This window comes from Mycobacteroides immunogenum (genome assembly GCF_001605725.1).
In the GTDB taxonomy this organism is placed as follows: domain Bacteria; phylum Actinomycetota; class Actinomycetes; order Mycobacteriales; family Mycobacteriaceae; genus Mycobacterium; species Mycobacterium immunogenum.
Map to the genome: position 1 here is coordinate 2,874,483 of NZ_CP011530.1, position 25,556 is coordinate 2,900,038.

25 protein-coding genes and 1 tRNA gene are annotated in these 25,556 nt (G+C 63.9%); 13 read left to right on the plus strand and 13 right to left on the minus strand.

The genetic code is table 11. The features are described from left to right. The first annotated feature begins 25 nt into the window (after window positions 1–25). Complete coding sequence (locus tag ABG82_RS14025; RefSeq protein ID WP_043075725.1) at window positions 26–745, plus strand: YwaF family protein; 720 nt, start codon at window positions 26–28, stop codon at window positions 743–745. Here ABG82_RS14025 and ABG82_RS14030 read toward each other — a convergent pair. The 6 genes from ABG82_RS14030 to ABG82_RS14055 form a co-directional block, all read right to left on the minus strand. Beyond that, entirely contained in the window at window positions 727–1,452 is a 726-nt protein-coding gene (locus tag ABG82_RS14030) for an ABC transporter ATP-binding protein (protein WP_043075724.1), read from the minus strand. The genes ABG82_RS14025 and ABG82_RS14030 overlap by 19 nt on opposite strands. Further along, a complete protein-coding gene (locus ABG82_RS14035) occupies window positions 1,453–2,391 on the minus strand; it encodes an ABC transporter ATP-binding protein (RefSeq protein ID WP_078343202.1) in 939 nt (312 codons plus the stop codon). Further along, a complete protein-coding gene (locus ABG82_RS14040) occupies window positions 2,388–3,557 on the minus strand; it encodes a branched-chain amino acid ABC transporter permease (RefSeq protein ID WP_043075723.1) in 1,170 nt (389 codons plus the stop codon). Before ABG82_RS14040 ends, ABG82_RS14035 begins: the two co-directional genes overlap by 4 nt. After that, a complete protein-coding gene (locus ABG82_RS14045) occupies window positions 3,554–4,624 on the minus strand; it encodes a branched-chain amino acid ABC transporter permease (RefSeq protein WP_043075722.1) in 1,071 nt (356 codons plus the stop codon). Before ABG82_RS14045 ends, ABG82_RS14040 begins: the two co-directional genes overlap by 4 nt. A 30-nt stretch (window positions 4,625–4,654) precedes the next feature. Then, window positions 4,655–5,839, minus strand: a complete 1,185-nt coding sequence (locus ABG82_RS14050) for a branched-chain amino acid ABC transporter substrate-binding protein (protein WP_078343203.1) — start codon at window positions 5,837–5,839, stop codon at window positions 4,655–4,657. Between the two features lie 91 nt (window positions 5,840–5,930). Further along, entirely contained in the window at window positions 5,931–6,548 is a 618-nt protein-coding gene (locus ABG82_RS14055) for an ANTAR domain-containing response regulator (protein WP_043075721.1), read from the minus strand. 123 nt (window positions 6,549–6,671) lie between these two features. Here ABG82_RS14055 and ABG82_RS14060 point away from each other — a divergent pair. After that, a tRNA-Leu gene (locus ABG82_RS14060) sits at window positions 6,672–6,748 on the plus strand. Between the two features lie 21 nt (window positions 6,749–6,769). Here the strand turns inward: ABG82_RS14060 and ABG82_RS14065 are convergent. Continuing rightward, a complete protein-coding gene (locus tag ABG82_RS14065; RefSeq protein WP_043075720.1) occupies window positions 6,770–7,141 on the minus strand; it encodes a hypothetical protein in 372 nt (123 codons plus the stop codon). A gap of 135 nt (window positions 7,142–7,276) precedes the next feature. On the opposite strand from ABG82_RS14065, the gene ABG82_RS14070 reads away from it, so the two are divergent. The 5 genes from ABG82_RS14070 to ABG82_RS14090 all read left to right on the plus strand — a co-directional run bounded on the left by ABG82_RS14070 (window position 7,277) and on the right by ABG82_RS14090 (window position 11,555). Continuing rightward, complete coding sequence (locus tag ABG82_RS14070; protein ID WP_043075719.1) at window positions 7,277–7,762, plus strand: nuclear transport factor 2 family protein; 486 nt, start codon at window positions 7,277–7,279, stop codon at window positions 7,760–7,762. Window positions 7,763–7,835: 73 nt separating this feature from the next. Next, a complete protein-coding gene (locus ABG82_RS14075; RefSeq protein WP_043075718.1) occupies window positions 7,836–9,098 on the plus strand; it encodes a class I SAM-dependent methyltransferase in 1,263 nt (420 codons plus the stop codon). Further along, window positions 9,095–9,883 (plus strand): glycosyltransferase family protein, encoded by a 789-nt coding sequence (locus tag ABG82_RS14080; protein WP_043075717.1) that lies wholly within the window; start codon window positions 9,095–9,097, stop codon window positions 9,881–9,883. The genes ABG82_RS14075 and ABG82_RS14080 overlap by 4 nt, the downstream gene beginning before the upstream one ends. Next, a complete protein-coding gene (locus tag ABG82_RS14085; protein WP_043075716.1) occupies window positions 9,880–10,533 on the plus strand; it encodes a PIG-L deacetylase family protein in 654 nt (217 codons plus the stop codon). The genes ABG82_RS14080 and ABG82_RS14085 overlap by 4 nt, the downstream gene beginning before the upstream one ends. Then, window positions 10,530–11,555 (plus strand): NAD-dependent epimerase/dehydratase family protein, encoded by a 1,026-nt coding sequence (locus ABG82_RS14090; RefSeq protein ID WP_043075715.1) that lies wholly within the window; start codon window positions 10,530–10,532, stop codon window positions 11,553–11,555. The genes ABG82_RS14085 and ABG82_RS14090 overlap by 4 nt, the downstream gene beginning before the upstream one ends. A 5-nt stretch (window positions 11,556–11,560) precedes the next feature. Here ABG82_RS14090 and ABG82_RS14095 read toward each other — a convergent pair whose 3' ends face one another. Beyond that, a complete protein-coding gene (locus ABG82_RS14095) occupies window positions 11,561–12,118 on the minus strand; it encodes a dTDP-4-dehydrorhamnose 3,5-epimerase family protein (protein ID WP_043075714.1) in 558 nt (185 codons plus the stop codon). Between ABG82_RS14095 and ABG82_RS14100 the strand changes: the two genes are divergently transcribed. Next, a complete protein-coding gene (locus ABG82_RS14100) occupies window positions 12,107–13,237 on the plus strand; it encodes a class I SAM-dependent methyltransferase (protein WP_308213273.1) in 1,131 nt (376 codons plus the stop codon). The genes ABG82_RS14095 and ABG82_RS14100 overlap by 12 nt on opposite strands. Here the strand turns inward: ABG82_RS14100 and ABG82_RS14105 are convergent. After that, complete coding sequence (locus ABG82_RS14105) at window positions 13,234–14,268, minus strand: glycoside hydrolase family 6 protein (protein WP_043075712.1); 1,035 nt, start codon at window positions 14,266–14,268, stop codon at window positions 13,234–13,236. The two genes, ABG82_RS14100 and ABG82_RS14105, sit on opposite strands and share 4 nt — an antisense overlap. A 42-nt stretch (window positions 14,269–14,310) precedes the next feature. Between ABG82_RS14105 and ABG82_RS14110 the strand changes: the two genes are divergently transcribed. After that, the gene (locus ABG82_RS14110; protein ID WP_043075711.1) at window positions 14,311–15,405 is read left to right on the plus strand and encodes a glycosyltransferase family 4 protein; all 1,095 of its coding nucleotides are present in this window, start codon (window positions 14,311–14,313) and stop codon (window positions 15,403–15,405) included. On the opposite strand, the gene ABG82_RS14115 is transcribed toward ABG82_RS14110, so the two are convergent. Genes ABG82_RS14115 through ABG82_RS14125 form a run of 3 tightly spaced genes read right to left on the minus strand, consistent with a single transcriptional unit; the run spans window position 15,370 to window position 19,875 of the window. After that, window positions 15,370–16,398, minus strand: a complete 1,029-nt coding sequence (locus tag ABG82_RS14115) for a glycosyltransferase family 4 protein (RefSeq protein WP_174544365.1) — start codon at window positions 16,396–16,398, stop codon at window positions 15,370–15,372. The two genes, ABG82_RS14110 and ABG82_RS14115, sit on opposite strands and share 36 nt — an antisense overlap. A gap of 13 nt (window positions 16,399–16,411) precedes the next feature. Then, the gene (locus tag ABG82_RS14120) at window positions 16,412–18,394 is read right to left on the minus strand and encodes a glycosyltransferase (protein WP_043075709.1); all 1,983 of its coding nucleotides are present in this window, start codon (window positions 18,392–18,394) and stop codon (window positions 16,412–16,414) included. A 5-nt stretch (window positions 18,395–18,399) separates the two neighbouring features. Continuing rightward, window positions 18,400–19,875 (minus strand): flippase, encoded by a 1,476-nt coding sequence (locus ABG82_RS14125; RefSeq protein WP_043075708.1) that lies wholly within the window; start codon window positions 19,873–19,875, stop codon window positions 18,400–18,402. Window positions 19,876–19,907: 32 nt separating this feature from the next. Here ABG82_RS14125 and ABG82_RS14130 point away from each other — a divergent pair, with 32 nt between their 5' ends. Beyond that, window positions 19,908–20,990, plus strand: a complete 1,083-nt coding sequence (locus ABG82_RS14130; protein WP_052510892.1) for a glycosyltransferase family 4 protein — start codon at window positions 19,908–19,910, stop codon at window positions 20,988–20,990. On the opposite strand, the gene ABG82_RS14135 is transcribed toward ABG82_RS14130, so the two are convergent. Further along, window positions 20,987–21,790 carry a WecB/TagA/CpsF family glycosyltransferase gene (locus tag ABG82_RS14135; RefSeq protein ID WP_131676210.1) on the minus strand — a complete coding sequence of 268 codons (804 nt, stop codon included), beginning with the start codon at window positions 21,788–21,790 and terminating at the stop codon, window positions 20,987–20,989. The genes ABG82_RS14130 and ABG82_RS14135 overlap by 4 nt on opposite strands. Before the next feature lie 54 nt (window positions 21,791–21,844). Between ABG82_RS14135 and ABG82_RS14140 the strand changes: the two genes are divergently transcribed. The 3 genes from ABG82_RS14140 to ABG82_RS14150 are packed head-to-tail and all read left to right on the plus strand — an operon-like array spanning window position 21,845 to window position 25,495. Continuing rightward, window positions 21,845–22,846, plus strand: a complete 1,002-nt coding sequence (locus tag ABG82_RS14140; RefSeq protein ID WP_131676208.1) for a hypothetical protein — start codon at window positions 21,845–21,847, stop codon at window positions 22,844–22,846. After that, window positions 22,818–24,161, plus strand: coding sequence for an O-antigen ligase family protein (locus tag ABG82_RS14145; protein WP_043075704.1), 1,344 nt, complete (start codon window positions 22,818–22,820; stop codon window positions 24,159–24,161). Before ABG82_RS14140 ends, ABG82_RS14145 begins: the two co-directional genes overlap by 29 nt. Beyond that, window positions 24,158–25,495, plus strand: coding sequence for a glutamate-1-semialdehyde 2,1-aminomutase (locus tag ABG82_RS14150; RefSeq protein WP_109475887.1), 1,338 nt, complete (start codon window positions 24,158–24,160; stop codon window positions 25,493–25,495). Before ABG82_RS14145 ends, ABG82_RS14150 begins: the two co-directional genes overlap by 4 nt. Window positions 25,496–25,556: the final 61 nt, after the last annotated feature.

Below are 25,556 nucleotides of genomic sequence, written 5' to 3' on the forward strand. Positions count from 1 at the left end.
AACTATCTGGCGATAGCCTCACGTGATGGCATCCGTCGCACTACGGGAGTTTCATCAGTATGGCCCGTCTCACCTGGCGGCCATGGCACTGTTCGGATGCGGTGCTGTCGCCCTGGTGTGGTTGGGGCGCAGGCAAACTGATACCCAAGCCCGCATGCTCGGCCGGGTCCTGGGTGCCACCACCGCCGTGATCTACGGCGCGATACTGGTGGCAGGACTACATCCGCCGCGCCTCGAGGTGTCCCTGCCGCTGCGCCTCACCGATCTGGCAACCATGGTCTGCGCCTATGCCCTGTGGTCCCAGCGACATTGGGCGTTCGCGTTGACGTACTACTGGGGACTGGTGCTGAGCAGCCAAGCGCTGATCTCTCCGGTCCTGACGGGCCCGGACTTCCCCGGCCTGGGGTTCCTCGCTTTTTGGTCGATTCACCTCTTGGTCGTCTGGGCCGCGATCTACCTCACCTGGGGCCGGGGTATGCGACCAACCTGGCGCAGCTATCGAATGGTGGTCGCCGTCAGCATCGCCTGGGTGATCATCACCATGGGGTTCAACGCTATCGCCGGCTCCAACTACGGATTTCTCAACCGAAAGCCCTCGACGGCAAGCCTGTTAGACGTGATGGGACCCTGGCCGTGGTACGTGGCTGTTGCGACCGCATTGGTACTCATGGTGTGGGCATTGATGACCTGGCCGTGGGAACGGTCCGCGGATAAGACCGTGGATCCTCAGACCACGCCCAGATAGGCGGAGCGAATGCTGTCGTCCTGCAGCAGTTCTCGACCAGGCCCGGAGCGGACCACCGATCCGGTCTCCAGGATGTACGCATGATCCGAACGGCTCAGCGCCTGCTGGGCGTTCTGCTCGACCAGTACCACCGTGGTCCCGGAGGCATTGATCTCCTCAATGATGTTGAAGATCTTCGTGATCAGCAGTGGTGCCAGACCCATCGACGGTTCGTCCAGCAACAGGATCTTGGGCCTGGCCATCAGCGCACGTCCAATGGATAGCATCTGTTGCTCGCCGCCCGACAGCGTGCCACCAGGTTGATGCCTACGTTCGGCCAATCGCGGAAACAACGCGTTGATCCAGTCGATACGTTCACGCCGTTCCGCGCGCGATTTGAATCGCCGCCCGTAGCAGCCCATTTCGAGATTTTCTGCGACCGTCATGCCCGGGAATATCCCACGGCCTTCCGGCGCCTGCACGATACCGGCCCTGACGCGCTTGTGCGCCTTCATCTTCGAGATGTCCTGGCCTTCAAAGAAGATGGTCCCGGAACTGAGCGGGACCAGTCCGGAGATGGCACGCATGGCGGTCGACTTGCCGGCCCCGTTGGAACCCAGCAGTGTGACCAGCTCGCCCTCGCGCACATCGAAGGAGAGTGTGTTCACCGCTTGGATGGGACCGTAGTGCACGCCAACGTTGTTGAGCTTCAGCTGTACGGGAGGCATCTACCTCTCGCTTTCAGAATCGGTTGTGGCCGAATCGAGCCATCCGGGACCGTGAAATTCCTCATCGGCCACGCCCAGGTAGGCCTCGATGACGGCGGGATCATTCCTGACCTCTGCAGGCAGGCCGTCGGCGATCTTTCTGCCGAATTCGAGCACCACAATGCGGTCGGTGACGCCCATGACCAGCTTCATGTCGTGCTCGATAAGTAGCACGGTGTACCCGTAATCCCGGATACGCTCGATCAATTCGATCAGCGATTCCTTTTCGCTGGGTGTGAAGCCGGCCGCCGGCTCATCCAGACAGAGCAGCTTTGGCTCCGTGGCCAGCGCGCGTGCGATCTCAAGCCGGCGCTGACTTCCGTACGGCAGATTCTTGGCCTTCACGTCCGCCACATCGGCGATGCCGACGAAATCGAGCAAGCCCATCCCCACATCGACGGCGTAGTGCTCCTCGCGACGGTGCCGCGGGGTACGCAACAACGCTCCCAGCACCGATGTCTTATGGCGGGCATCGGTTCCCACCGCGACATTCTCCAGCGCCGTCATCTCACCGAACAGACGGATGTTCTGAAAGGTGCGGGCGATGCCGCGGCGGGTGATCTGATGGCGGCGCAGCCGGCGCAGCGGCTTGCCGTTGAAGACGATACTGCCCGATGTCGGTTTGCAGATCCCGGTGATGGCGTTGAAACAGGTGGTCTTGCCCGCGCCGTTGGGGCCGACGAGACCCAGGATCTCGCCGCGGCGGATATCGAAACTTACCCCGTCGAGCGCCTGCAATCCTCCGAATTTGAGGGTCAGTTCCTTGACCTCGAGCAGGACCTCGGTCTCGCCCGGGTCATCCGGTGCCGGCACGTCGTCAGGTTCGGCTGCCTCCACCGTCTCGATCACGTCGGCGGAATCCGGCTCGTCCTCAAGGCTGTTGTCGCGATGCTTGGTCATGCCGGGGCCTCGGCTTCGTCAGTCTTCTTGGCGCCCAGACGCTCAGATGTTCTGCGCCAGTACGCCATCAACTTTTGGTGCGCGGGAAACAGCCCTTGCGGGCGGAAGATCATCAACACCACCAGCGCCAGCCCGAAGAACAGGTATTTCAGGTTGCCCAGATCGACTCCCTGCACCTGCACCCCCAACAGACGATTCGGCAGGTAGACAATGATGAACGCACCGGCGATCACACCGAGTTTGTTGCCCTGCCCGCCGAGTACGACGGCGCACAGGAACAGCATCGAGTTGATGATGTTGAAGGTCGGCGACGCCACATACTGCACCTGGCCGGCATACAGAGCGCCCGACAGTCCACCGATACTGGCGCCAATGACGAACGCCCACAGCTTGAACCGGAAAGTGGGAACCCCCATCATCTCGGCGGCGTCCTCGTCCTCGCGGATAGCCACCCATGAACGGCCCACCCGGCTGCGCTCGAGATTGCCCATCAGCACCAGCACCACTGCGATGAGGCAAAGGCCCAGCCAGTACCACCACACGCCGTAATTGAGATGACCGCCGGAATTGGCGCTGGAGAAGACTCCACCATGGACGTGCTGCTCCCCCACATGCGGGTACGCGACCTTGTGCAGGCCGCGAGGACCGTTGGTGACGTCGAGGTTATCGGCGAGCAGCCGGATGATCTCGCCGAAACCCAAGGTGACGATGGCCAAATAGTCGCCGCGGAGCCGCAGCGTGGGGGTGCCCAGAATCAAGCCGAAGCACGCCGCGATGGCCACGGCGATGGGCAGGCACGACAACCACGCCCAGTCCGAGCTGAAGAATGCCGATGTGCCCATCCGATTCCACGGACTGTCCGGACTGGTGAGCAGGGCAACGGTGTAGGCGCCAATCGCGTAGAACCCGACATAGCCTAGGTCGAGCAGACCCGCTTGCCCCACAACGACATTGAGTCCTATCGCGATAAGCGCAACCATCGCGAACTGCGCCATCACTCCGCCGAAACTGGTGTTCGGTGTGTCCAGGTACGGGATCTTCCAGACGGGTAGCAGCGCGAGCACGGCGAATCCGACGATTCCGTAGACCCATTGCATCGGACGGGCCAGCTCGGACCACCATCGCCGGATCGCATCGCCCGGTGCCAGGGCACGTGCGGCGCTCATGCCTTCGACCGCCCTAGGCTCTCACCGAGAATGCCGGTGGGACGGAACATGAGTACCAACACCAACAGCACGAACGCCACGACATCGCGCCATTGGGTGCCGAACAGAGCCTGGCCGTAGTTCTCCATGACGCCCAGGATCAAGCCACCCAACAGTGCGCCACGCAGGTTGCCGATGCCGCCGAGCACCGCGGCCGAGAACGCCTTGATCCCCAGGAGGAATCCGCCGTAGTAGACGATGCCCTGCGGCACCTTCACCGTGTACAGCAGCGCCGCGGCCCCGGCGAGCAGGCCGCCGATGATGAACGTGGTCATGATGATGCGCTCCCGGGAAACGCCCATCAGGGTCGCCGTCGTGGGATCTTGCGCCACGGCGCGGATGCCGCGGCCGAACTTGGTGTGGTTGATCGCGACGTCCGTGAGGAAGGCCAGCACCAGGGCCGCCGCGACTACGACGACAGTGACGTTGGTGATCGTGGCCTGGAACGGAATGTGGTGACCGCTCACATCGAACGGACCGAAGGTCCATACCGGCCTCGGGGTCACCAGCATGATCGGCTGTTGCGCGTTGCTGCCCCCGTACCCCTTGGCAATCTTCGGCAATATCCAGTGCACGAATTCCTGAATGACGAACGACATGCCGATGGCAGTGATCAAGAAGGTCAGTGGGCGCGCACCACGGCGCCGTAGCGGCCGGTAGGCGACCGCCTCCAACCCGAGCGCGGCGGTAGCGGACACCGCCATGGCGATGAGCATGGCGACACCCAGGTACAGCACGGTCAGTGAGACGCCCTTGTTGTAGGCATTGCCGCCAGGCGAGAAGCCGAGCACCACATCGAGGGCGAAGTACGCCCCGAACATGCCCAGCATGAACACTTCGGAATGGGCGAAGTTGATAAGTCGCAACACCCCGAAGACCAGCGTGTAACCAACCGCGACCAGCGCATAGATGGCACCCCACGCCAAACCGTCAATCGTCAGCTGTCCGATGCTGCCCCATAGTCCGTGCAGATCGAACGAAATTGTGCCGGCCTGCACACCTGTATGTGCCATCCACCCCGAAATCATTTGCGGCTGAGCCTAGTCCCCTCGAATGTGTTACGTGACCTTATATACCCAGATAAGTGTGGAAGTTAGCTCCCCGTTTTCGTTCCACTTGTACTCGCGCGCCACGCCCTGTCCCTGATAGTTCTTGACCCAGTCAAGTAGTCCCGCCCGCGTGGTCTTTCCCGCGTCGATTCCCTTGGCCAGGATCGTCGCCAGGTCGTATCCCTCGGTGCTGTACGTGCCCGGCTCCTGATTGAACTTGGCGGTGTAGTCCTTGGCGAAACTGTTCGAGGCGGGCCCGCACGGACACGACAGCAGGGCGTCCTTGGCAGAGTCACCCGCCTGCTTCACGAACTCGACATCCTTGGTGCCATCGGAAGATACGAAGGCGGCGGTGACTCCGGCATTACGCAGCTGCTGCACCAAGGGCGCCGCCTCGGCGTAGTAGCCGCCGAAGTACACCGCATCCGGGGAGGCATTCTTGAGCTGTGTGACCGCCGCGGAGAAGTCCTTATCGCCCTTTTTCACCGAGATATTGCAGTCGTTTCCGAGCGTGCCGCGGACGGCGTTGGCCAGCCCGGAACCGTAATCGGTGCTGTCGTCGACCACGCAGATCTTCTTGTACCCGAGCGTCTTCTTGAGGTAATTGGCAACGGCCGGGCCCTGTACCCCATCGTTGGCCAGGCCACGGAAGAAGGTCTTCCAGCCTTGCTGCGTGAGGGTCACGTTGGTGGCGGAACCGGTCGTGAAGACCAAACCCGCCTCGCTGAAAATCTGTCCGGTCGACTTGGTCTCTCCGGAGAACGCGGGACCGATGAGTCCGAGAATGGCCGGGTCGCCGATGATCTGCGGGGCGATGTTGCTCGCGTTCTGCGGCAGGCCCTCGGTATCGAACTCGCGAAGTTTGATCTGGCATCCGGGATTGGCGGCGTTGTGCTTATCGATGGCCAATTGCGCACCATTGCGGATATTGGTGCCCAGCGCGGAGTCGGGCCCGTTGAGCGCACCGGCCGTCGCCAGCGTGACGTTGGCGCACTGGGCTTTGCCGTCACCGGCCGGGTCGGCGGCCGACTGCGTGTTGGACGCGGGAACCTCGGATCCGTCCTGCGCGATCTGTACCAGCGGGACGATCTTCAGATGACTCTGGTTGGAGTCGTCCGATTGGGCGCCGGCGTGACATCCCGCCAGAGCCAGGGTGAGCGCCCCCAGCATGAACACACTCGCGCGTGCACGCACGACTACCTCCGAATCGCTGGGGCTGACTGGCCGAAACGCTGATCAGAAAACATAGCCAACCGGGCGGCGGCGCGCAGTGCTTACCCGAGTTTCAGCTCGGCGCGTCGGTATCGAGCGTTTCGAGCACGACTTCGGCCACCCGCTTCATGGTGGTGCGGCGGTCCATCGCGGCGCGCTGAATCCACTTGAACGCCTCGGGCTCGGTCAAACCCTGGGTGGACTGCAAGATGCCTTTGGCGCGCTCGACCAGCTTTCGGGTCTCCAGCCTGTCGGCCAGCGTCTGGACTTCCTTCTCCAGCGCGGTGAGCTCGCCGAAACGACTCACCGCCACCTCAATGGCAGGCACCAGGTCGGTCTTGGAGAACGGTTTGACCAGATATGCCATGGCGCCGGCATCGCGAGCCTTCTCCACGAGGTCGCGCTGACTGAACGCGGTGAGAATGACGATCGGAGCGATGCGCTTGGTGGCGATCTCGGATGCGGCGTCGATGCCGTCGCGCCGGGGCATCTTCACGTCCATGATCACCAGATCGGGTTTGAGCTGCTCGGCGAGGTCCACGGCTTCCTGCCCGTCACCCGCCTGCCCCACCACGTCATAGCCCTCTTCGTGGAGCATCTCCACCAGGTCGAGGCGGATGAGAGCTTCGTCTTCAGCGACGAGCACGCGGCGTGCGGGTGCCGCCGGTTCGGTGTTCTGCGGGCCGGTCATGGCGACTATTGTGACGCATGTGATCGTGTGAACGGCGATACCCTGGTGAAAGTGACGAGCGCCATCCCTTAAGGTGGGAGATCGCGCGACTGGCCGGTGGTCACCAAAACGCCGGTAACGCAGGCCCTCGTATCCCAACTGGCAGAGGAAACGGATTCAAAACCCGTGCAGTGTGAGTTCGAATCTCACCGAGGGCACCAGCACAGAGCAGGCCATCAGCACTAGCTGACGTCGGTGCAATTCACCCCGGGGTTGTCGCAATCGGCACCGGTCTGATCGGGTGCACTCACCCAGCCGCCCGCGTCGTCGGAGCCGGGCCCCAAGTTGGACACGGGTGGGTTGTCATCGGAGCCGCAGACCACCCAGGCGTTCTGACACTGAGCACCGGCGCCGTCCGGTAGGTAGCCCCAGCCGGTATCCCCAGAATCGTTCGGCTGGTCGACCAGGGACCCGTGCGATGGCGCATTCGGTGAACCGGGAACGGGCGGCGGCGGAGTCGGCTCGGCCGCCGCCACGGAGGCGCCGAATCCGAGGAGAACCGCGGCCGCCACCCCCACTGCGGGGGCCACGACAAGACGGGTCAATGCGTTCATGGGCACCTCTTTCGGGGCGGTTGAGGCATGTTGAGGCGTAATAGGACAAATGTATTCGCAACTTCCCGCCCAGGGATGATCTTGAAGGCCGCAAGATCGGCCACAGCCGGGACCGGGCGTGCTAAGACTGGCTGCATGCCGCGCCCGACACCCGAAACCCTTGTCGACATCCACGAGATCACCGAGCTCAAATACCGCTACGCCCGCACCCTCGACAACAAACTGTGGGACGAATTCGCCGACACGCTCACCGAGGATGTGCAGGCGACCTATGGCACCGCAGTACATGGCGCTCCCCTCGAGTTCACCTCGCGCACAGAGGTTGTCGAGTACATGAGCTCATCACTGACCACCGACATCACCAGCGTGCACACCATGAGCCACCCCGAGATTCAGGTGGAGGGTGACACCGCCACGGGGAGTTGGGCCATGAGCGATGTCGTCATCGTCCCGGGGCACAACGTCCTGATCACCGGAACCTCCTATTACACCGACCGCTACCGCCGGGATGCCGACGGGAAATGGCGGATCAGCGCCATCTCCTACTACCGCCTGTACGAGGCCATGCAGAACACCAAGGACATCGGTTTCAACCTGATCGCGAACCGCTGGTCGCCGTAGGACCAAGAACCGGGTAACCTATCGCCGGGTCTGGAGACATCCGTACTCCACATAGCTGGCGAAGGAGATACCGGTGCGCTGCCGCCTGTGCGACTCAACGGAGCTGGTCAGCGTAGTCGACCTGGGCGCTACCCCGCCTTGCCAGAAGTTTCTGCATACCGACGAGCTTGATCTTCCGGAGCCGACCTACCCATTGCACTTGCGGCTATGCCAGGAATGCATGTTGCTGCAAATTCCCGCGCTGATTAGCCCCGAGGAGAACTTCACCGAGTACGCGTACTTCTCCTCATACTCGGACAGCTGGGTGGACCATGCGCGCTCGTATGTCACCGACTCGATCGCGCGACTGGAACTGTCTCCCGATCGCCATGACGACTTCATCATCGAGGTAGCCAGTAACGACGGCTACCTCCTTCAGCACGCCGTCTCCGCAGGTATCCGCTGCCTGGGTATCGAACCGTCGGTCAACGTCGGACAGGCCGCGCGCACCAAGGGCGTCCCGACTTTGACCGCCTTCCTTGACCAGGACACCGCTGCCCAGGTCCGGGCCGAGCACGGCCCGGCACGGCTCGTTGCCGCGAACAACGTCTACGCACACATCCCCGATCTACGCGGCTTCACCCGGGCACTGCGGGGGCTGGTCGCCGACGACGGGTGGGTGAGCATCGAGGTGCATCATGCGCTCAACCTCATTGAGCTCGGCCAGTTCGACACCATCTATCACGAGCATTTCCAGTACTACACCGTGTTGGCGGCCCAAAGAGCGCTTGCTGTAGCGGATCTCGAAGTTGTTGACGTCGAATTATTGGATACCCATGGTGGTTCGATCAGAATCTGGGCACGACCACGCGCATGCAGTCCCGAGATCGCGCCATCGGTGGCCCAGGTCCTAGAACTAGAGCGGCGTGCCGGTCTGCACGAGATGTCCGGATACGAGCGATTTCGCGAAACGACCGAACGAATCCGCCTGGAACTCTTGCAGTTCCTGCTTACCTGCAAGGCCGAGGGAAAGTCTGTCGTCGGCTATGGCGCCCCGGGTAAAGGCAATACGTTGCTGAATTACTGCGGTATTCGTACCGACCTGCTTGCTTATACCGTCGATCGAAATCCTTACAAGCAAGGCATGTTCAGTCCCGGCACTCGCATACCAGTGCACTCCCCCGACCGCATCGATGAAGACAAGCCCGATGTGGTGCTGGTGCTGCCCTGGAATCTGGAAGTCGAAATCACCCGGCAGTTACGGCATATCGGCGAGTGGGGTGGGAAGCTGGTCTATCCGTTGCCCCGCTTGCATGTCGTCGAGCCCCACGTCGAGCCCGAAGGAGCATCGGTATGAAGGTCGTGCTTTTCTGCGGCGGCTTCGGAATGCGCATGCGCAACGGGGCCGGCGACGTGATCCCCAAACCCCTGCAAATGGTCGGACCCCGTCCGCTCATCTGGCACGTGATGAAATACTATGCGCACCACGGACATAAAGAATTCATCCTGTGTCTGGGATACGGCGCTGAGGCCATCAAGGACTTCTTCCTCAGTTACAACGAAGCGCAATCCAACGACTTCGTGCTTGCCGAGGGGCAGGTGCGACTGCTCAAATCCGATATCGCGGATTGGACCATCACCTTCGCCGACACCGGGGCCGAATCCCCCATCGGTGAACGATTGCGTCGCGTCCGCCATCATCTCGATGGCGACCCCTATTTCCTGGCCAACTACGCCGATGTTCTCACCAACGCTCCCCTCGATGATCTGGTGGCGAAGTTCGAGGAATCCGGCGCCGCCGCGTCGATGCTGCTGGTTCCACCGCAATCCTCCTTCCACACAGTGGATGTGAACGACGGCGGCTCCATCACCGACATCACCGCCGTGTCCAAGCTCGACATGTGGGAGAACGGCGGCTACTTCGTGCTTTCCCAGGATGTGTTCGACTACCTGCCCGCGGGAGGTGACCTCGTCGAAGACGCCTGCGGCTCGCTGGCCAAGGAAGGCAGGATGTTCGGGTACAAATTCAGCGGCTTCTGGAAGCCCGCCGACACATTCAAGGAACGTGCCGAGCTCGATGAGGGGTACCGCAAGGGCGTGCGGCCCTGGATGGTCTGGGAGCAGGAATCGGCCACCGCGTGATTGAGCTCGGCACCGGTGCTGTCGACGAAATCGCACTGTTGGCAGCGCATTGCGATGACATCGCGATCGGCACGGGCGGCACGCTGCTGACTTTGGCAACACGCCACCCCGGTCTGCGAGTGCGTGCGCTGGTTCTCACCGGGGGCGGCACCCAACGCGAAGCCGAGGAGCGCGCCGCCTTGAGCGCCCTGTGCCCGGGCGCAGAGGTCACCGTCGACATACTCGAATTTCCCGACGGTAGAACCCCCGCACATTGGGACGAGGTCAAGGGCGCCCTGGCCAGTTTTCGCCGGCAGTCGGCAGCTGCGGTGGTGTTCGCTCCGCAGCGCCACGACGCACATCAGGATCACCGGCTGCTGGCCACGCTCGCGCCCACCGAGTTTCGTGACCACCTGATCCTCGGCTACGAGATCATCAAGTGGGAAACCGACACCCCCACGCCGACGGTGTTCCAGCCGCTGCGCGATGACATCGCCACCAGTAAGGCCGATCTCATCTGTGCGCATTACCCCTCGCAGCGACAGCACGACTGGTTCGACCACGAGACCTTTCTGGCGCTGGCGCGTGTGCGCGGTGTGCAGTGCCGCCACCGCTACGCCGAAGCATTCGTACTGGAGAAGGCCACAATCTCAATAGGAGCAGGGCAGTGAAGGTTCTCATCACCGGCCATCAGGGCTATCTCGGCACCGTCATGTCGCAGATGGTCGCCGAAGCCGGGCACGAGGTGGTAGGCCTGGATTCGGGCCTTTTCGCCGAATGCGTGCTTGGTCCCGCACTGGTAGACCCGCCCTCGATCGCCGTGGATCTGCGGGATGTGACGGTCGACCAGCTGTCAGGTTTCGACGCGGTGATCCACCTCGCGGCGCTGTCGAACGATCCCTTGGGAGCGTTGGCGCCCGACCTCACATACGACATCAACCATCACGCCTCGGTGCGACTGGCCCGGTTGGCCAAGGAGGCCGGTGTCGGGCGATACCTGTACGCCTCAACCTGCTCGGTATATGGCTCGGCGGGCGAGGATCTGGTGAATGAGAGCGCTCCACTCAAGCCGCTGACGCCCTACGCGGAAAGCAAGGTGCGGGTGGAGGACGATGTCGCCGCTATCGCCGACTCGGGGTTCTCACCGGTATTCCTGCGTAACGCCACGGCATTCGGCTACTCGCCGCGCCTTCGCGCCGATATCGTGCTGAACAACCTGGTCGGTAACGCAGTTCTGACCGGCGAGGTCCGCGTGCTCTCCGACGGCACACCGTGGCGCCCGCTGGTCCATGCCCGCGATATCGCCACGGCGTTTATCGAATGTCTCACCGCCCCGCAGGATGTGATCCATTGCTCGGCGTTCAATGTCGGCACCGAGGAAAACAATCAGACAGTCGCTCAGATCGCGGAGGCCGCCGTCGCTGCGGTGCCGGACTCGACCCTGGCGATCACCGGCGAGACCGGTGCGGATCCCCGGTCCTACCGCGTCGACTTCTCCGCCATCCGCGCGGCACTGCCGGGTTACCGGGCAGAGTGGTCGATCGCCGCGGGAGCCCGGGAGCTCTACGAACAGTGCGTAGCCGGAAATCTCACCGAATCGATGTTCCGCCAGTCGTTTACCCGGCTGGCCCATCTGAAGAACCTGCGTGAGTCCGGTGCTGTCGACGACAGCCTGCGACCGGTCGCCCGGTGAGCGGGTCACCGTCCGGTGAGATCCGCCCAGCTGCCCGCGGCGGCATCCTTGGGACTGATGACGGTGACCGGCAGCGGCCAGACGACGCCGAGATCGGGATCGTCGTAGGCGACCGAGACATCCTCGGTCGGGTCGTGCGGCCGATCGATCCGGTAGCAGAGGTCGGCCCACTCTGTCAGCGCCTGATGGCCATGCAATATGCCGGCCGGGACGAATAGGTGCGCGAACGTGGAATCGTCGAGAGTGAAGCTCTGCCAACGGCCGAAGCTGGTTGATCCGGGCCGGGCATCCACCAGCACGTCGAAAACCGCGCCGCGGGCGCACCGGATCAGCTTGCTCTCGCCCTGCCCGGACCTACCGTGCAGACCGCGTAACACCCCCTGCCGAGAACGTGATTGGGAGTCCTGGAGAAAGTCGGCCGCACGCACCACGCTGCCAGCTTCGCGGTGGTACTCGTCAAACGTCGTAGCGTCGAAGGTCCGCGTGAAGAACCCGCGATCGTCGTGGTGCGGCGTGGGTTCCATCAGCAGCACGCCGTCAATCTCGGTGGTGTGGATGCGCACAACACCATCCTGCCGTACCCCGCGATCAAGAGGGCGCCAATGGTGATCACGTGCCGATACTGCGGGAGCCGCCGTCTACACCGGGTTCTGGACCTGGGCAGCGTACCTGCCGCGGACTTCTTCCCGCTCGCCGTCAGCCCGCCCGCCGAAGACGCGGTGCACCCCCTGGCGATGGCACTGTGCGCGGACTGTGCGCTCGCCCAGCTTGAGGCCGACGACACCGATACCGAAGAGCCAAGGGCGGTGGAACCGCAGGCCCTCCGAGACCAAGCGGCGGACGCGGTTGGCCGGGTGCGCGATGCCGGTCTGCTCACCGGGCGCACTGTGTACGAGTTCAGCAGCCCGCACGGCGGTAGTTGGCTTGATCTGGTAATTCCCAGGGGATTTGACTTCGAATCCCAGGGTCCAGCAGACCTCGTGCTGGATAGTTTCGGCATGATGCACGAGGCGGATCAGGCACAGGCAATCACAACGCGGGCCCGCCGTACGCGTCGTGAAGGCCTGCTACTCCTGCAATTTCATTCGATAGCTACCATTTTGGAGCTCGGACAATGGAACTCTCTGCGGCACGGGCACTTCGCCTACTATTCTTTGACCGCGCTGACCCGGATGCTCGCCGATGCGGGTATGTCTGCGGTGGCGGTATGGGAATTCGACCTGTACGGCGGCACTCTCCTGGTGGCGGCGCGACACGGCGCGCATCCGATGCCACAGTCAGTGCGACAGCTGATCGAGTACGAAAATATAAGCGGCGCAGTCGATCATAGTGGACTTTCGCCGCTACAGCAGGCGGTCGACGCACAGGTGACGCGCCTGGTCGCATGGCTGGCCGAAAGGCGTCTAGCCAGTGAAACCGTGTACGCGTACGGAGCGCCGTCGCGTGCCGTGGCGCTTTTTCACCGGGCCGGGTTGACGACAGAAATGGTGGCCGCGGTCGCCGACGCTTCTCGGTCTAAACAGGGCCGCCGGATGCCCGGCACCGACATACCGATCATGTCGCCCGCGGAACTGCTGAGCGCGCGGCCCGATAGCGTTCTGCTCACCCTTCCGGATTTATACCCTGAAGTGCGCCTGCGTTTTCCGGAACTGGAGGGACGCTGGGTGACGGGGTTGTGCTAGCGCAGCAGCGCGGTGGCCAGCGCCGGATTGAATTGTCCCCCAGGAGCATCGGGCGCGGCACCGCAGGGTCCGTTTGAGCTACCCGGCGCCAGAATCCAAAGGTTCATGTCCAATCCGTCGGGACGGCCCAGGACTTCGGGCGGTGAACCCAGCGTACGGCCGGCGGGGTTGCACCAGTCGAAGTTCCAGTCCGGACTGCCATTTTGTGATGTGTCGACGACATAGCGGGGATCCCGTATATCGAACCATCGCTGCAATGTGGCCCTGATGCGCTGCGCGTAGCGGGTTATTTCGTACACGGGCGCAAAGGAAGAGACATTGACGGCGTAGCCCACCCGATCGGAAACACCGACCTTGGCCAACAGTGCTGCCATCCTCTCCGGGGTCACCGAGCCGGACGAGGTTCCGGCCTCGACGTAGACGCGTGCGTTGGGGTTGCGAGCCGAGAAGGTATCCACCGCGTAACGCAGCGCACGAATACGATCGCCGAAATCAGTGCCCTCCAACGACTGCCGATCGGCGAACCACAGCGCGTCGGGCTCAACGATCAACACCATCGAGGTGTCTGACACCAACGCAGACACCCGGTCGATCCAAGCCTGGTACACCACGCGGGTGACGGCGTGATGCGGTCCGGAGAAGCCGTCGTCCCGATCCGGGATGTTGTACAACACCAATTGTGCGGTGCCGCCGGCGCTGCGTGCCCGCGCGACGATATCTCCGATGTTGCGGTCGTCGTCCTCTTGATCGCCGGTGGCCCACATTGCTATTGGGTACCGCGCAATCCGGTCCCGGATTGCCGCCGCGCGCGGGTCGTCGGGGTGATCGCGCACCCACCACTGGACATCGAGGGCGCCGGGCACCAGTGGGCCGGTATCGAGATGGCGCGCAGCGGTGTCCACGGCGCCTGCGTATATGAACTTGCTGGAGTCACGAGCCAGGACCCCGGCAGCTATCAGAATCAGCACGGTCAGCAGCGCCCCACGCACCCAGGTGGCGCGGCGGTTGCCCGCGGCCCGACTCTTGGTCACATCGAGGAACGATACCTAGGCGTTGAGCTTTACACTTGGGCCGTGCTCAACTCCCCTTCGGCGCCGGCACCCGTGCGCGTACTGGCGATTGGGCCAGCCCCGGCGGGACCCGAGAGCCGGGGTGGCATGGCTACCGTGATGGCGCATATGGCGGCATTGACTGATCCGGATGTGACCGTGCGCGTGGTGCCCACCTACGTCGACGCGGGCCGGTGGCGATGGTTGTGGGTTGGCGTGCGCGGCATGCTGTTGTCGTCATGGTTGGTTCTCACCGGTCAGGTCGACGTCCTGCATGTTCATCTCGGCCATGGCGGAAGTGTCGCGCGTAAGGCTTTGCCGCTCTGGGCCGCCCGAATCCGTGGGGTACCGGCTCTCATCCACGCGCATAGCTTCGACTTCGCCGGGTGGTACCGGCAGCGGCCGACAGCCGTGCGGCGGGCAGTGCGCTGGGCATTGCGTGCCGATCGGTGGATCATCCTGGGGCGCGGGCTCGCCGATGAATACGCGGCCTGTCTTCAACTCGACCCCAATCGAATTGTTGTGCTCCAGAACCCGGTGCGTATTCCGGATCAGCCCGCCGTCTCCGAAGCCGGGACGGTATCGGTAGCGAGTTTGGGCAGGCTTGGCCGACGGAAGGGCACCTACGACATCATCGAGGCGGCAGCCACACTGACGCCGGATGTGCGGGCACTGCTGCATATCCATCTGGCGGGCGACGGCGAGGTGGAGCAGGCCCGCGCCGCCGTGGCATCGAATGGTGTCGCCGACGCGATTACGGTCCACGGCTGGCTCGATGCCGCGGCAGGCGCCCAACTGCTGCGCAGCGCAGATATTTTCGTGCTACCCAGTTATGCCGAGGGACTGCCGATGGCGCTCCTGGAAGCCATGGCGGCCGGGGTCGCTGTGATCACTTCACCTGTCGGGTCGATCGCCGAAGTCGTACGCGACAACGAGAACGGGATCTTGGTCGCGCCCGGTGACATCGACGCCCTGTCGGCAGCCATCACCCGGCTGAGCACTGATCGGCAGGCACGTCGCGCGTTGGCGCTGGCCGGACGCGAGACGGTGCGTGGGCTCGACATCGCGCATTGGGAGTCCCAACTAGTGCGCACGTGGAAGTCGCTCACAGATCGCTAGCAGCCTGGCGGCGGCATGATCGGCGGAGAAATTCTGTGTGTAGTGCTCCTGTGCCGCGGCGCCCAGGCGTGCCGCGGTCTCGGGATCGGCGTGCCGGTCGAACGCCGCGGACAGGCCAGCTACGTCATCGCGGTCCAGCGGTGTCTCTCCGGGAGGTTGGAATTCCGGCAGCGCTCCCTCAGCGGAGACAATGACGTTCACTCCGAGCTGCATCGACAGCGTCTGCACCCCGCTTTGCGAGGCCTGGCGGTAGTGCACAATCGATGCTTTGGCGGTGGAAAGCCGTTGCAGCACATCGCTGTAGCTGTAGCGGCCGCGAATCCAGCGCACTGATTCAGGAAGCGCACCGGCGAAGGCGCCGTCGCCGATGATCACCAGCTGGTCTCCGCGCCACGCGGGTCCGGCGACGTGGGTGTGCCAGGCACGCAGGATCAGCTCGATGTTCTTGTAACCGGACAGACGGCCGACCAGAACCAAATCGCGCCGCCGCGCCGCGGGTGCGAACCCCGGTACCCGGCTCGGATCGAGATCACTCGTCAGTGGCACCACATCGACCGGGGATGGCGCATGGGCAGCAATGGAGCGTGCGACATAGTCGCTGAACGCCACCCGCCGTACCGCACCTGCCTCCCATCGCCGGAACACCACATCCTTCCACCGTGGGCGTTCTTCGGACACATCGTGCGGCTGATCGTCGTGGATGAGCAGTAACCGTGGCCGCTTGCGCTCGAACATCTGCCATCGGGGGTCGCGCACCAGCTCACTGATCACCACATCGGGCTGAAATGCACGGATTTTCGGTACAGCGTGGGTCCAAGCGGCCCAACCGGCCGGTCGCTTCAGCGACGGTTCCAGGACCAGTTCGTAATCGCGGGCCGGACCGGACTCGGGATGCTGGTCGGTAGTCACCAACAACACCGATGCGCCCAGATCTTGCAGGGCCTCGGATTGGACGCGGGCCAGGGGGCGCATCCAGGGCGACAACCAGAGAATCCTCATGTGGATATCAGTCCCTCAGTACCGCGGTGAAGGCCCGCTCGTACGCGTCCGCCATGGTTTCGATCGTGTAAAGCTCGCGCATTCGGTCAAATCCACGACGCCCCAGCGCTGTTACGTTCGCGGGGGCGGCAAGAACATCCCTGAGTGCGGTACGCCAGGACTCGACATCGATGGGATCTACGACCACGCCGCTGCCGTTGGCCAACATGTCGGGCACCGAACATACGGCGGAGCCCATGACCGGTACCGCGCGGGCCATGGCTTCCAAGATCACCAGCGGGAATGCCTCGCTGCGGCTCGGCACGCACAGCACATCGCAATCTGCCAGCGCGTGCTCCGGCCCGGGCGACCACCCACGCCAGTGCACCCTGTCGCGGACCGCATCGGGTGTGCGGGCTTCGAGCCGCTCGCGGTCGGGCCCATCGCCGAAAATGGACAGTTTCCAGTCATATTCGGGCAACCCGCTCAGCGCCTCCACCAGCAGATGCGGGTTCTTGTGTTCCACGATGCGCGACAGCATGACGAAATGCACCGGGCCGCTCGGCTCGGGGCGGTGCGGAGCGCACTCAGGTAGGTCAGCCCTGCTGACAACGCCGTTCGGGGCGGTGAAAAACCGGGTGCCGACCCGTTGGTGCGCCGATACCTCGTCCCAATGTCGCTGGGACAACGCGATAAAGCCATCGGCTCTCGTCATGGCCGCCGCTAGTGGCGCCGAGTAGGTTCCGGTGTCCAACGCGGGTGGGATATGCGCCGCCACCAGCCAGGTGCGCTCTCGGCCGGACGCTCGCCACAACGTGGCGCAACCGGTCTCGGTGTTGGTATCGCCCGACACCAGGATGGCAGGCCCAGCGTCGACCTCGAAGCTGGGATACCACCAGGGTTGGCGGACAACCCGCACCGTGGAAGGGATTTCGGATACCAATGGTCCGAATCGCTGCATGCAGGCGATGGTCACAGAATATCCACGCCGGTCCAGTTCGGTGGCCAGCAGGACGTGTTGGCGTTCGGCCCCGCCGTAGACCAACCGATTGGTGGTCAACACCACCTGGGGGCGTTCTGAACGCGGGGCGGTTCTGGCCGCACGCGCGCGGCGCGCGGCAGGCTGGACACGGTCGAGCACCGATGTCCCGGCCAGATAGAGATCGGCGGTGCGCACACCCTTCACATGCTCGAGGGTCAACGCTATGTTGGCGCGCAGCAAATCGTCGGACCGGATGCTGCGCTGATGATCCCCGGCGACTGTGCCCTTCGCACTGTGCGTGACACCCGGTTCATCGACCAGCACCAGACGCCAACCCGCTGACCGCGCGCGCTGTTGCCAATCGGCTTCCTCCCCGTACAGGAAGAACTCTTCGTCAAAACCGCCAATCTCGTTCCAGGCGCGCCGATTGATCAAAAGGCAAGCGCCGGTGAGGTACCCGTCGACATCGGCGGGCGGTGCCGGGTACAGCTCGGAGATCGCGCGGCCCCGCAGGGTGGGTGCATAGCCGGCACGCGAGGTGAGTGCGCGCACCAGGCTGGGCGCTCGATGCGCGTTGTCCCACGGGCGCTCACGGGATTCGGCGGGGCCAGCATCGATCAGCGGCGCCGCCGCGGCCACCTTGACACCTTGTGTACAGCACGCGCGTGTCTGGCCGAGTGACCCGTTGACCACCGCGTCGGGATTCAGCAGTAACAGATGTGCGCCCCTGGCGAGCGTGGCTAGCCGGTTGACGGCGGCCGCGAAACCCAGATTCTCGCCCGTACCGTGCCAGCTCACCTCGGGATAGGACATCCGAAGATCGTGCATACCGGGAAAGTCCGCTTCGGAGTTATCCCACACGTACACGGGAAGATCCGCGAGATGTGTGCGACAGGATCGCAGACAGTCGTCAAGCAGATCGGGTCGGTGATACGCCACGACACACACGGCCGTGCCGCCGTGCGCCTCATCGGCACCTGGAGCCGGCAGATAGGCACGGTTGAGTTCTTTCTTCCTGTTATTACCCACGTCTGTTACCCGTCCACCGCGTCCTTACGAAGAATTTCGCGCACATCCCGCAGATGTACCGGGCCCGCCACGAGGTTCACTCCGACGTAGACGCCCGCGGCGATCAGCGCCGCGATCAGCGAGGGCAACCACTGCGCGGCAAGCACCAAGGTACCGATCGCCGCCAGGGTCGGCAGGGCCAAGCGAAGCAAAAATGCCCACGGTGTGCGATATCCGCTGCAGCCGGCCAGCCTGATAGTGGCGACAACCAAGCCCACCACCTCGCTGGTTACCAGCGCGATAGCGGCGCCGCGTGAGCCCAGGTGCGGTATCAGCACCACATTGAGGACGATGTTGCCGGCAAGATTGAACACATTGAGACGCAACAGGAATGCCTGATTATGGGCGGCGAACAAGGCCTGGCTGACGGTACCGGTGAGGAAGGTCAATCCGACGGCGACGAGCAATAGCGGCATCACCAGATTCGAGGTGTCGACAAACTGCTCCGAACCCAGCAGCGCGACAAGGTCACGCCCCACAAAGAACCCGACTACGGCGATGGGTACCGCGATCGCCATCATCAGACCCATCGATCGTTGGATGAAGGCTGCGAACCGCTCCCGGGAGGACGCGAACAACCCTGCCATTGTCGACAAGGTGGCGCCCAAGAAGAAGTTCCCCATCAACGAGAATGTGAACGCGATCTGATACGCCAAGCCATACCGGCCCACCTCCGCGGGCGTGCTCAGCAGGCTCAGGATCACGCCGTCGATCCGCCAGTAGAGAACCCCGATGATGAGCACCATGGTCTGCGGCAGGCTCTCGCGCACCAATTCCCAGGTTTCTCTCGCCGACAGCACGATTCGCAGCGGAGTGATGCGATGGGCCGCGATGCCCTGCACCAACAGCAGCATCGCTGGGGCGGCGACTTGCGGCAACGTGTACCAAACATGTTCGGCACCAACCACAACCAGCACAATCGTGACCAACAGCATCGCGATACGCGACAACGTGTCGGCAAGCGCCACTGCCGAAAACCGTACCGAGTACATAAATATGGGGTTGAGGCAGCTCGAGAGGGTGGTCAGGGTGAGGCCGGCGCTGACTATCAGCAGCATCGATTGCACCTCTGGCTGGTCCGAGTACAGCAGCCAGCCCGTCGCGGCGGCTATCGCGGCCAACGGCAGGCAGTAGCTCAGTGAGAAAGCAAGATTGATTCCGATCAGTCGCTGCAGATTGCCCTCACCTGCCGAGACCCGTCGCACGATCACCACGCCGATACCCAGCTCGGTCAGGCTGGTCCACAAGCCGACATAGAAGATCGCGGTATTGAGATGCCCATAAGACACCGGGCCCAGGGCACGGGTGGTCATCGCGATGGCCGCGATGGACGCGAGTGTGCCCAGCACGCGACCGCCGAGCTGCCATGCCACCGCGCCGGCAATGCGGCGCCCTGAGGCCGGCTCGGTGACGGCGGAACCTTCGGTACGCTCGTCGGTCATGTGATACCTTGCGCCGGTACGGGATGGGGACAATGCAACCGAACCAAAACTTGCGCGCGTATGTGGCTTTGTCGCAGAGCGTTTCGGCTTCGCAATGGGAGGCCAGGAACCGGGTCGACGAGGTGCCCGATCGCACGCCCTATGGATTGCACCGGTTGGCCAACTACGGTGTGACACCGACTTTCAGCGACTTCGCGGTTGCCCCTCGTCTTGCGCGGATTGCCGGCCAGATTCGTTACCGCAGCGGTGACCTGGAAATCCTGGAGACCGTGGCCGACCGGAACGCACGGCGCCATAGCGACATCGTCTTCTGTTATGACGAACGCACCGGGGTACCCGCGGCGGCCGCGTCGCGTATCGGTATGAGCCCGCCGGTGGTGACCGGAGTGGGCTGGCTGACCGCGCCCGCGGATACCCCGCCCATCCAGCGGCGGCTCGCACAGTACGCATTGGCGCGCAGTGCGGCGGTGTTTTCGCAGTCCCCTCCCCAGGTCGAACTGCTCTCCCGAACCTGGGGTGTCGACGATGCGCGGCTGCACTTCGCGCCGGTGGGCATCGATACCGATTTCTATTGTGAGCAACCGTGGCCGGAGGCGACCGCTCCCCTGGTGGTCAGCGCGGGTGAGGACGTGCACCGCGATCATGCACTTCTGGTCGCGGCGGTGCTTGCCGCCCGCGAGCGCTGCCCCGGCCTGCGCCTCGAATTGGCGACGGCTCTGCCAGTGAACGCGCCGCCCGAGGTGGTCACACTGCGCACCGAACGTCTCTACGGGCGGATGCGCGACTTGTACCGGCGCTCTTCTATCGTGGCGATCGCGGTGCGGCCCAACGTGATTACCGGTTCCGGCCTCACCGTGGTACTGGAGGCGATGGCTAGCGGCCGACCGGTGGTGATGACCGGAAATCCCGGGATATCGCACTACCTGCGTCACAACGTTGAGGGCATCTTGGTGCCGCCCGGTGACCCCGGCGCCTTCGCTCGCGCGATCGTCGAATTGGCCCAGGATCCCGTCCGCGCGCGCGCCCTGGGGCAGGCAGGAGCGCAGCGGGCGCGGACGGAGTTCAGTTCCGAACGGATGGCTGAGCATTTCGCGAGCATTATGCATGGGGTCTAGCTACCGCGCGCGCCGAGATTGCCGGGCATGATCTCCGCTTTCCGTAACCGCGCCAGTGCTGCCGGCCCCTGGAGCAGGTATCGGCGGGCCATCCGCCGCGGTTCACGGCCCAACCGGTAGGACCATTCCAAACCACAGCGCCGCATCCACTGCGGTGCGCGCACGGCGGCCCCCGCAAGAAAGTCCGCGGACGCACCGAAAGCCAGCAGCACCGCGGCGCCCGTCGCGATACCGTGACGGGCGATCCACAACTCCTGCAAAGGTTTTCCAAGCCCTACCACGAGAAGGTCAGTGCCCGCGAGAGCGATGCTGTGGGCGAGGGCCGCGCTGTGTGTCGGGTCGGTGAGATCGCTACGGTCCGGTGCCCAGAAGCCGGAGACCGCAAGGTCTGGATAGCGATCATCGATCACTGCGCGCAGCTGTTCGTGCGTCTGTGCCAGTCCGCCCAGAAACCCGACGCGCTGTCCCAACCGGGTCGCTTGTTCCAGTAAAAGAGGCAGTAAGTCGGCACCGGTGAGCCGCGGCCATTTCTGTCCGGTCCTGACCCTCGCGCGCGCCATGATGGGCGCACCATCGGCCAGCATCAACCAATTCAGCTGCGGCCCGAGCTGGGCGCAGTCAGGAATGGAACGGCCGGCTCCGAAGTGATGCAGATGATCCAGGTTCACCGAGCCGACGACGAGCGGCCTGCCTACCGGCCGACGAGCTGCCTCGGCAAGTACATCCCCTGTCGAGCAAAGATCTACCGTCACCCCGGAGACCGTCATTCGCACCGGCGGGCCCAGCGCTTCTGTTGACACGGCGGACAGCCTAGCGCTGCGATGCCATCCGCTTGGCAAGTGTGGGTTATGCTCGTGACCAATAACGCTGGTTATGGGGACGGCGGGCCTACCGCGGATAGTCCGGACGATAGCGAGAGTCGGAGCGCCGTGAACGTCAATGACCTGGTCAAGCGGATCCTGAACCGGCGCATCGCGCTGTTTCTGGTGGTTCTGCTGGTGGGCGCGGCGGGCGCGTACGGCTACACCAAGGGTGTGACGGTGCGGGCATCCACGGCCTCGGCGGTGGTAGTACCGCCACCGACGTACTCCTCGACCGGTGACACGCTCGGTGCCAATCCGATGTTGAACCTGTCACCGGAGAAGGCGCAGCTGGCTGGGATTCTGGCCACCTCCATGTCCAGCCAGCCCGCGCAGGCCGCCATCGCGGCCGCCGCTCCGGGGGTGGATTACAAGGTCTCCAACGCCATAGATCTCGGGCCCAACAATCAGCAACCGTCCCCTCAGCTCTCGATTCTGGTGCTCTGCGGCGACACCTCGGATTGTCAGGCCGGTGCGGCGGCGCTGCTGGATGTCGCGCGCGACAATTTGACCAAACTGCAGGTGGGCGCCTCCGTATCGCCGGAGAACTGGGCCAGCCTCACCGTGCTGCAGGAACCCACCGCGCCGGTGGTGATGTCCACCAGCTCGATGAAGTCCGCCGGTTCGCTGGCGGTCGCGGCGCTGCTGGGCGGAATCATCGTGCTGTTGGTGTACGACGCACTTGTGACCCGTCGCCGCAAAGAAAAGTCCGAACCGAAGTCGACCGACACACAGCCGCCGGCGAAGACTGCCCCATCGCACGACGCGGGCGAGTCGGCCATGACGACCGGGTCGGTACAGGTGCCTGCGGCGGCAGCTTCCGACGGCGAGGGCCGCGATTCAGCAAACAAGTCGACACCGATGGTCATCGATGACGATCTTGACGACGTTGAGATCGACGACGAGGCACTGGCCCAAGCGGTGCTGAACTGGACTCCTCCCCGACTGACCGATTTCCGGAGCTGGCGTGACGATAAGCCTGCCCCGGATCGGTAGCGCACGCCGAACGGTCCGCGACGGCGGACCGGATATCGTCACGTTCGCGGCCTCGGCCCTGATCGTGCTCTTGGGCACCCGTCAGGTCTATGCGGTCTACGCGCTGAAGGGATTGAGCCCAGCACAGGTCGCGTTGACGCTCATCGGCGCACTCGGCATCTATTGGGTGCTTTCCGGGCAGCGCCTCACCCTGGGAGCGCGAGGCCTGTCTATCGCGATCCTCGTCTCGCTGCTGACCACTGTGGTGTCCTTCAATGTCGTGACCACCCGGATCCTTCCGCAGGCCGGGTTGATACAAGCCGGGCAGGGCATGGCCGCCTTCGCGGTCACCGTGGTGACGCTCATCGGCTTCGTCTTCCTCTTTGCCGCCCAACCCCACAACTCCGCGCGAACCATCGAGATCTTGTTGAAGGCGCTTCTCATCGGTGGGGCCATCACCGCGACCCTGGCGCTGGTTCAGTTCGCGACCGGTCTCGACGTCGCGGCGATGATCCGAATTCCCGGAATCATGAAATTCCGCGACACCGGTGTCGCGCACGACATCGTGCGTGAGGGTGTGGTGCGTGCGCAGGGTGCTGCCGCGCACGCACTCGAACTCAGCGCGGTGCTCACAGCCATCGCGCCCATTGGGCTGGCGCTGGTGTACAGCGCCAAAGCGGGTGGCAGGAAAACCTGGCCATGGGCCGTCTTGACGGCCGTGGTGATCGCAGGCTCCGTGGTCACGGTCTCCCGATCCGCGTTTATCGGATTGGCCGCCGCCGTGCTGGTGATGGCATGGCGCTGGCCGGTGCGCCGCCTTGTCGGATTACTCTGCGCCGCGGCCGGAACAGCGGCGCTCGCGGCCGTCAGTGGCCTCGGTGTCTTCGACGCGATCGTCAGCACCTTCATGGGCAGCGCCGATGATCCGTCCCTGCAATCGCGGGCCCGCGGAATCGACTATGTGATGGCGCACTGGACCGAACATTTTTGGTTGGGGCAAGGGTCGTTCACCTACCCGTTGGGTCCCGAACAACCGGTTCTCGACAACGAATACCTCAGCAGGCTGATCGAGGGTGGTGTCGTGGGCCTGCTTGCCCTGGTCGTTCTGATGATCACCGCGATCGGGTATGCCGGTACGGCACGCAATCACTGCACGGACACCGCCATCACGGAACTGATCAACGGAGTGCTCGGTGCGCTCGTAGCACTGACGGTGGTGAGCACCGTGCTGGATGTGTCTGCTTTTCAACAAGTTTCGATGGTCCGCTGGCTGCTGATTGTGCTGTCGGGCGCCGCCTGGGCCATGGTGAGACGAAACAAGGAAGTACCGACGTGACGCACAGAGGCTTCGAACGATCCAACGCGTGGCAGACCCGGCTGCATCGCGCGGTGCCGGGAGGCGCGCATACCTACGCGCGCGGTGCCGATCAGTACCCGCTGGGCATGGCGCCGGTGCTGACCCGCGGATTGGGTGCACGGGTATGGGACGCCGACGACAACGCCTACGTGGAATACGGCATGGGCCTGCGCGCGATCACTCTCGGTCACGCGTACGCCCCTGTCGTCGAGGCGGTTCGTGAAACCCTAAACCAGGGAGTGAGTTTCAGCCGCCCCACGGTGTTCGAAGCGCAAGCCGCCGAGGATTTTCTGCGCACCGTACCGACTGCCGAGATGGTCAAGTTCGCCAAAAACGGGTCCGATGTCACCACTGCCGCACTTCGCCTGGCGCGTGCCGTGACCGGACGGACGATGGTCGCGGTGTGCCATCAGCCGTTCTTCTCCACCGACGATTGGTTCATCGGAACCACCGAGATGAATGCCGGCATCCCCAAAACCGCCACCGCAGAGGTCGTCAGGTTCAACTACAACGATCTCGGCTCGCTGACAGCACTTTTCGAGCAGTACCCCGGTGAGATCGCCTGCGTCATCATGGAGGCCGCCAGTGCCGCGGCCGAGCCGGCGCCCGGGTTTTTGGAGTCCGTACGGGCACTGTGCACCAATCACGGAGCTCTGTTGGTTTTCGACGAGATCATCACTGGCTTTCGCTGGTCGCGCGCCGGCGCCCAGGCGGTCTACGGCGTCACTCCAGATCTGTCCTGCTGGGGTAAGGCGATGGGCAACGGATTCGCGATCGCCGCGCTGGCAGGCAAGAGGGCGTACATGGAGCGCGGCGGTCTGCGCACCGACGATCCTCGAACATTTCTGCTCTCCACCACCAATGGGCCAGAAGCCGTGGGGCTGGCGGCGTTTCGTGCTGTGGTGCAGGCCTACCGGGACGACGCGCCAGTACACGCCATGGAGGCAGCGGGCCGCCGCCTCGCCGATGCTGTGGCCATAGCCACCGCGGAACATGATGTGGGCGAATACATCCGGACCATCGGTCGCCCATCGTGCCTCACCTTTACGAGCCTAGGGCCGGATGGACAGCCCTCGCAGGCCTATCGGGCATTACTGCTTCAGGAACTATTGCGCCGTGGAGTACTGGGACAGTCATTTGTGATCTCGGCCGCACACACCGCCGCCGACATCGAGGTGACTGTCGATGCCGTGCGCGGGGCCGCCGAGATCTACCGGCGTGCTCTGGACGCCGGGAGCACCGAAGAATTCCTGGTGGGCCCGCCGGTCGCGCCGGCGCTGCGGTCGCTCGCCGCGCCCAGACGCATCCGCTAAGAGCATCCATCGCATGGGTTCAGGCGTTTACCGCCCTACGTTGGTCTCGTTGGCGTATTAG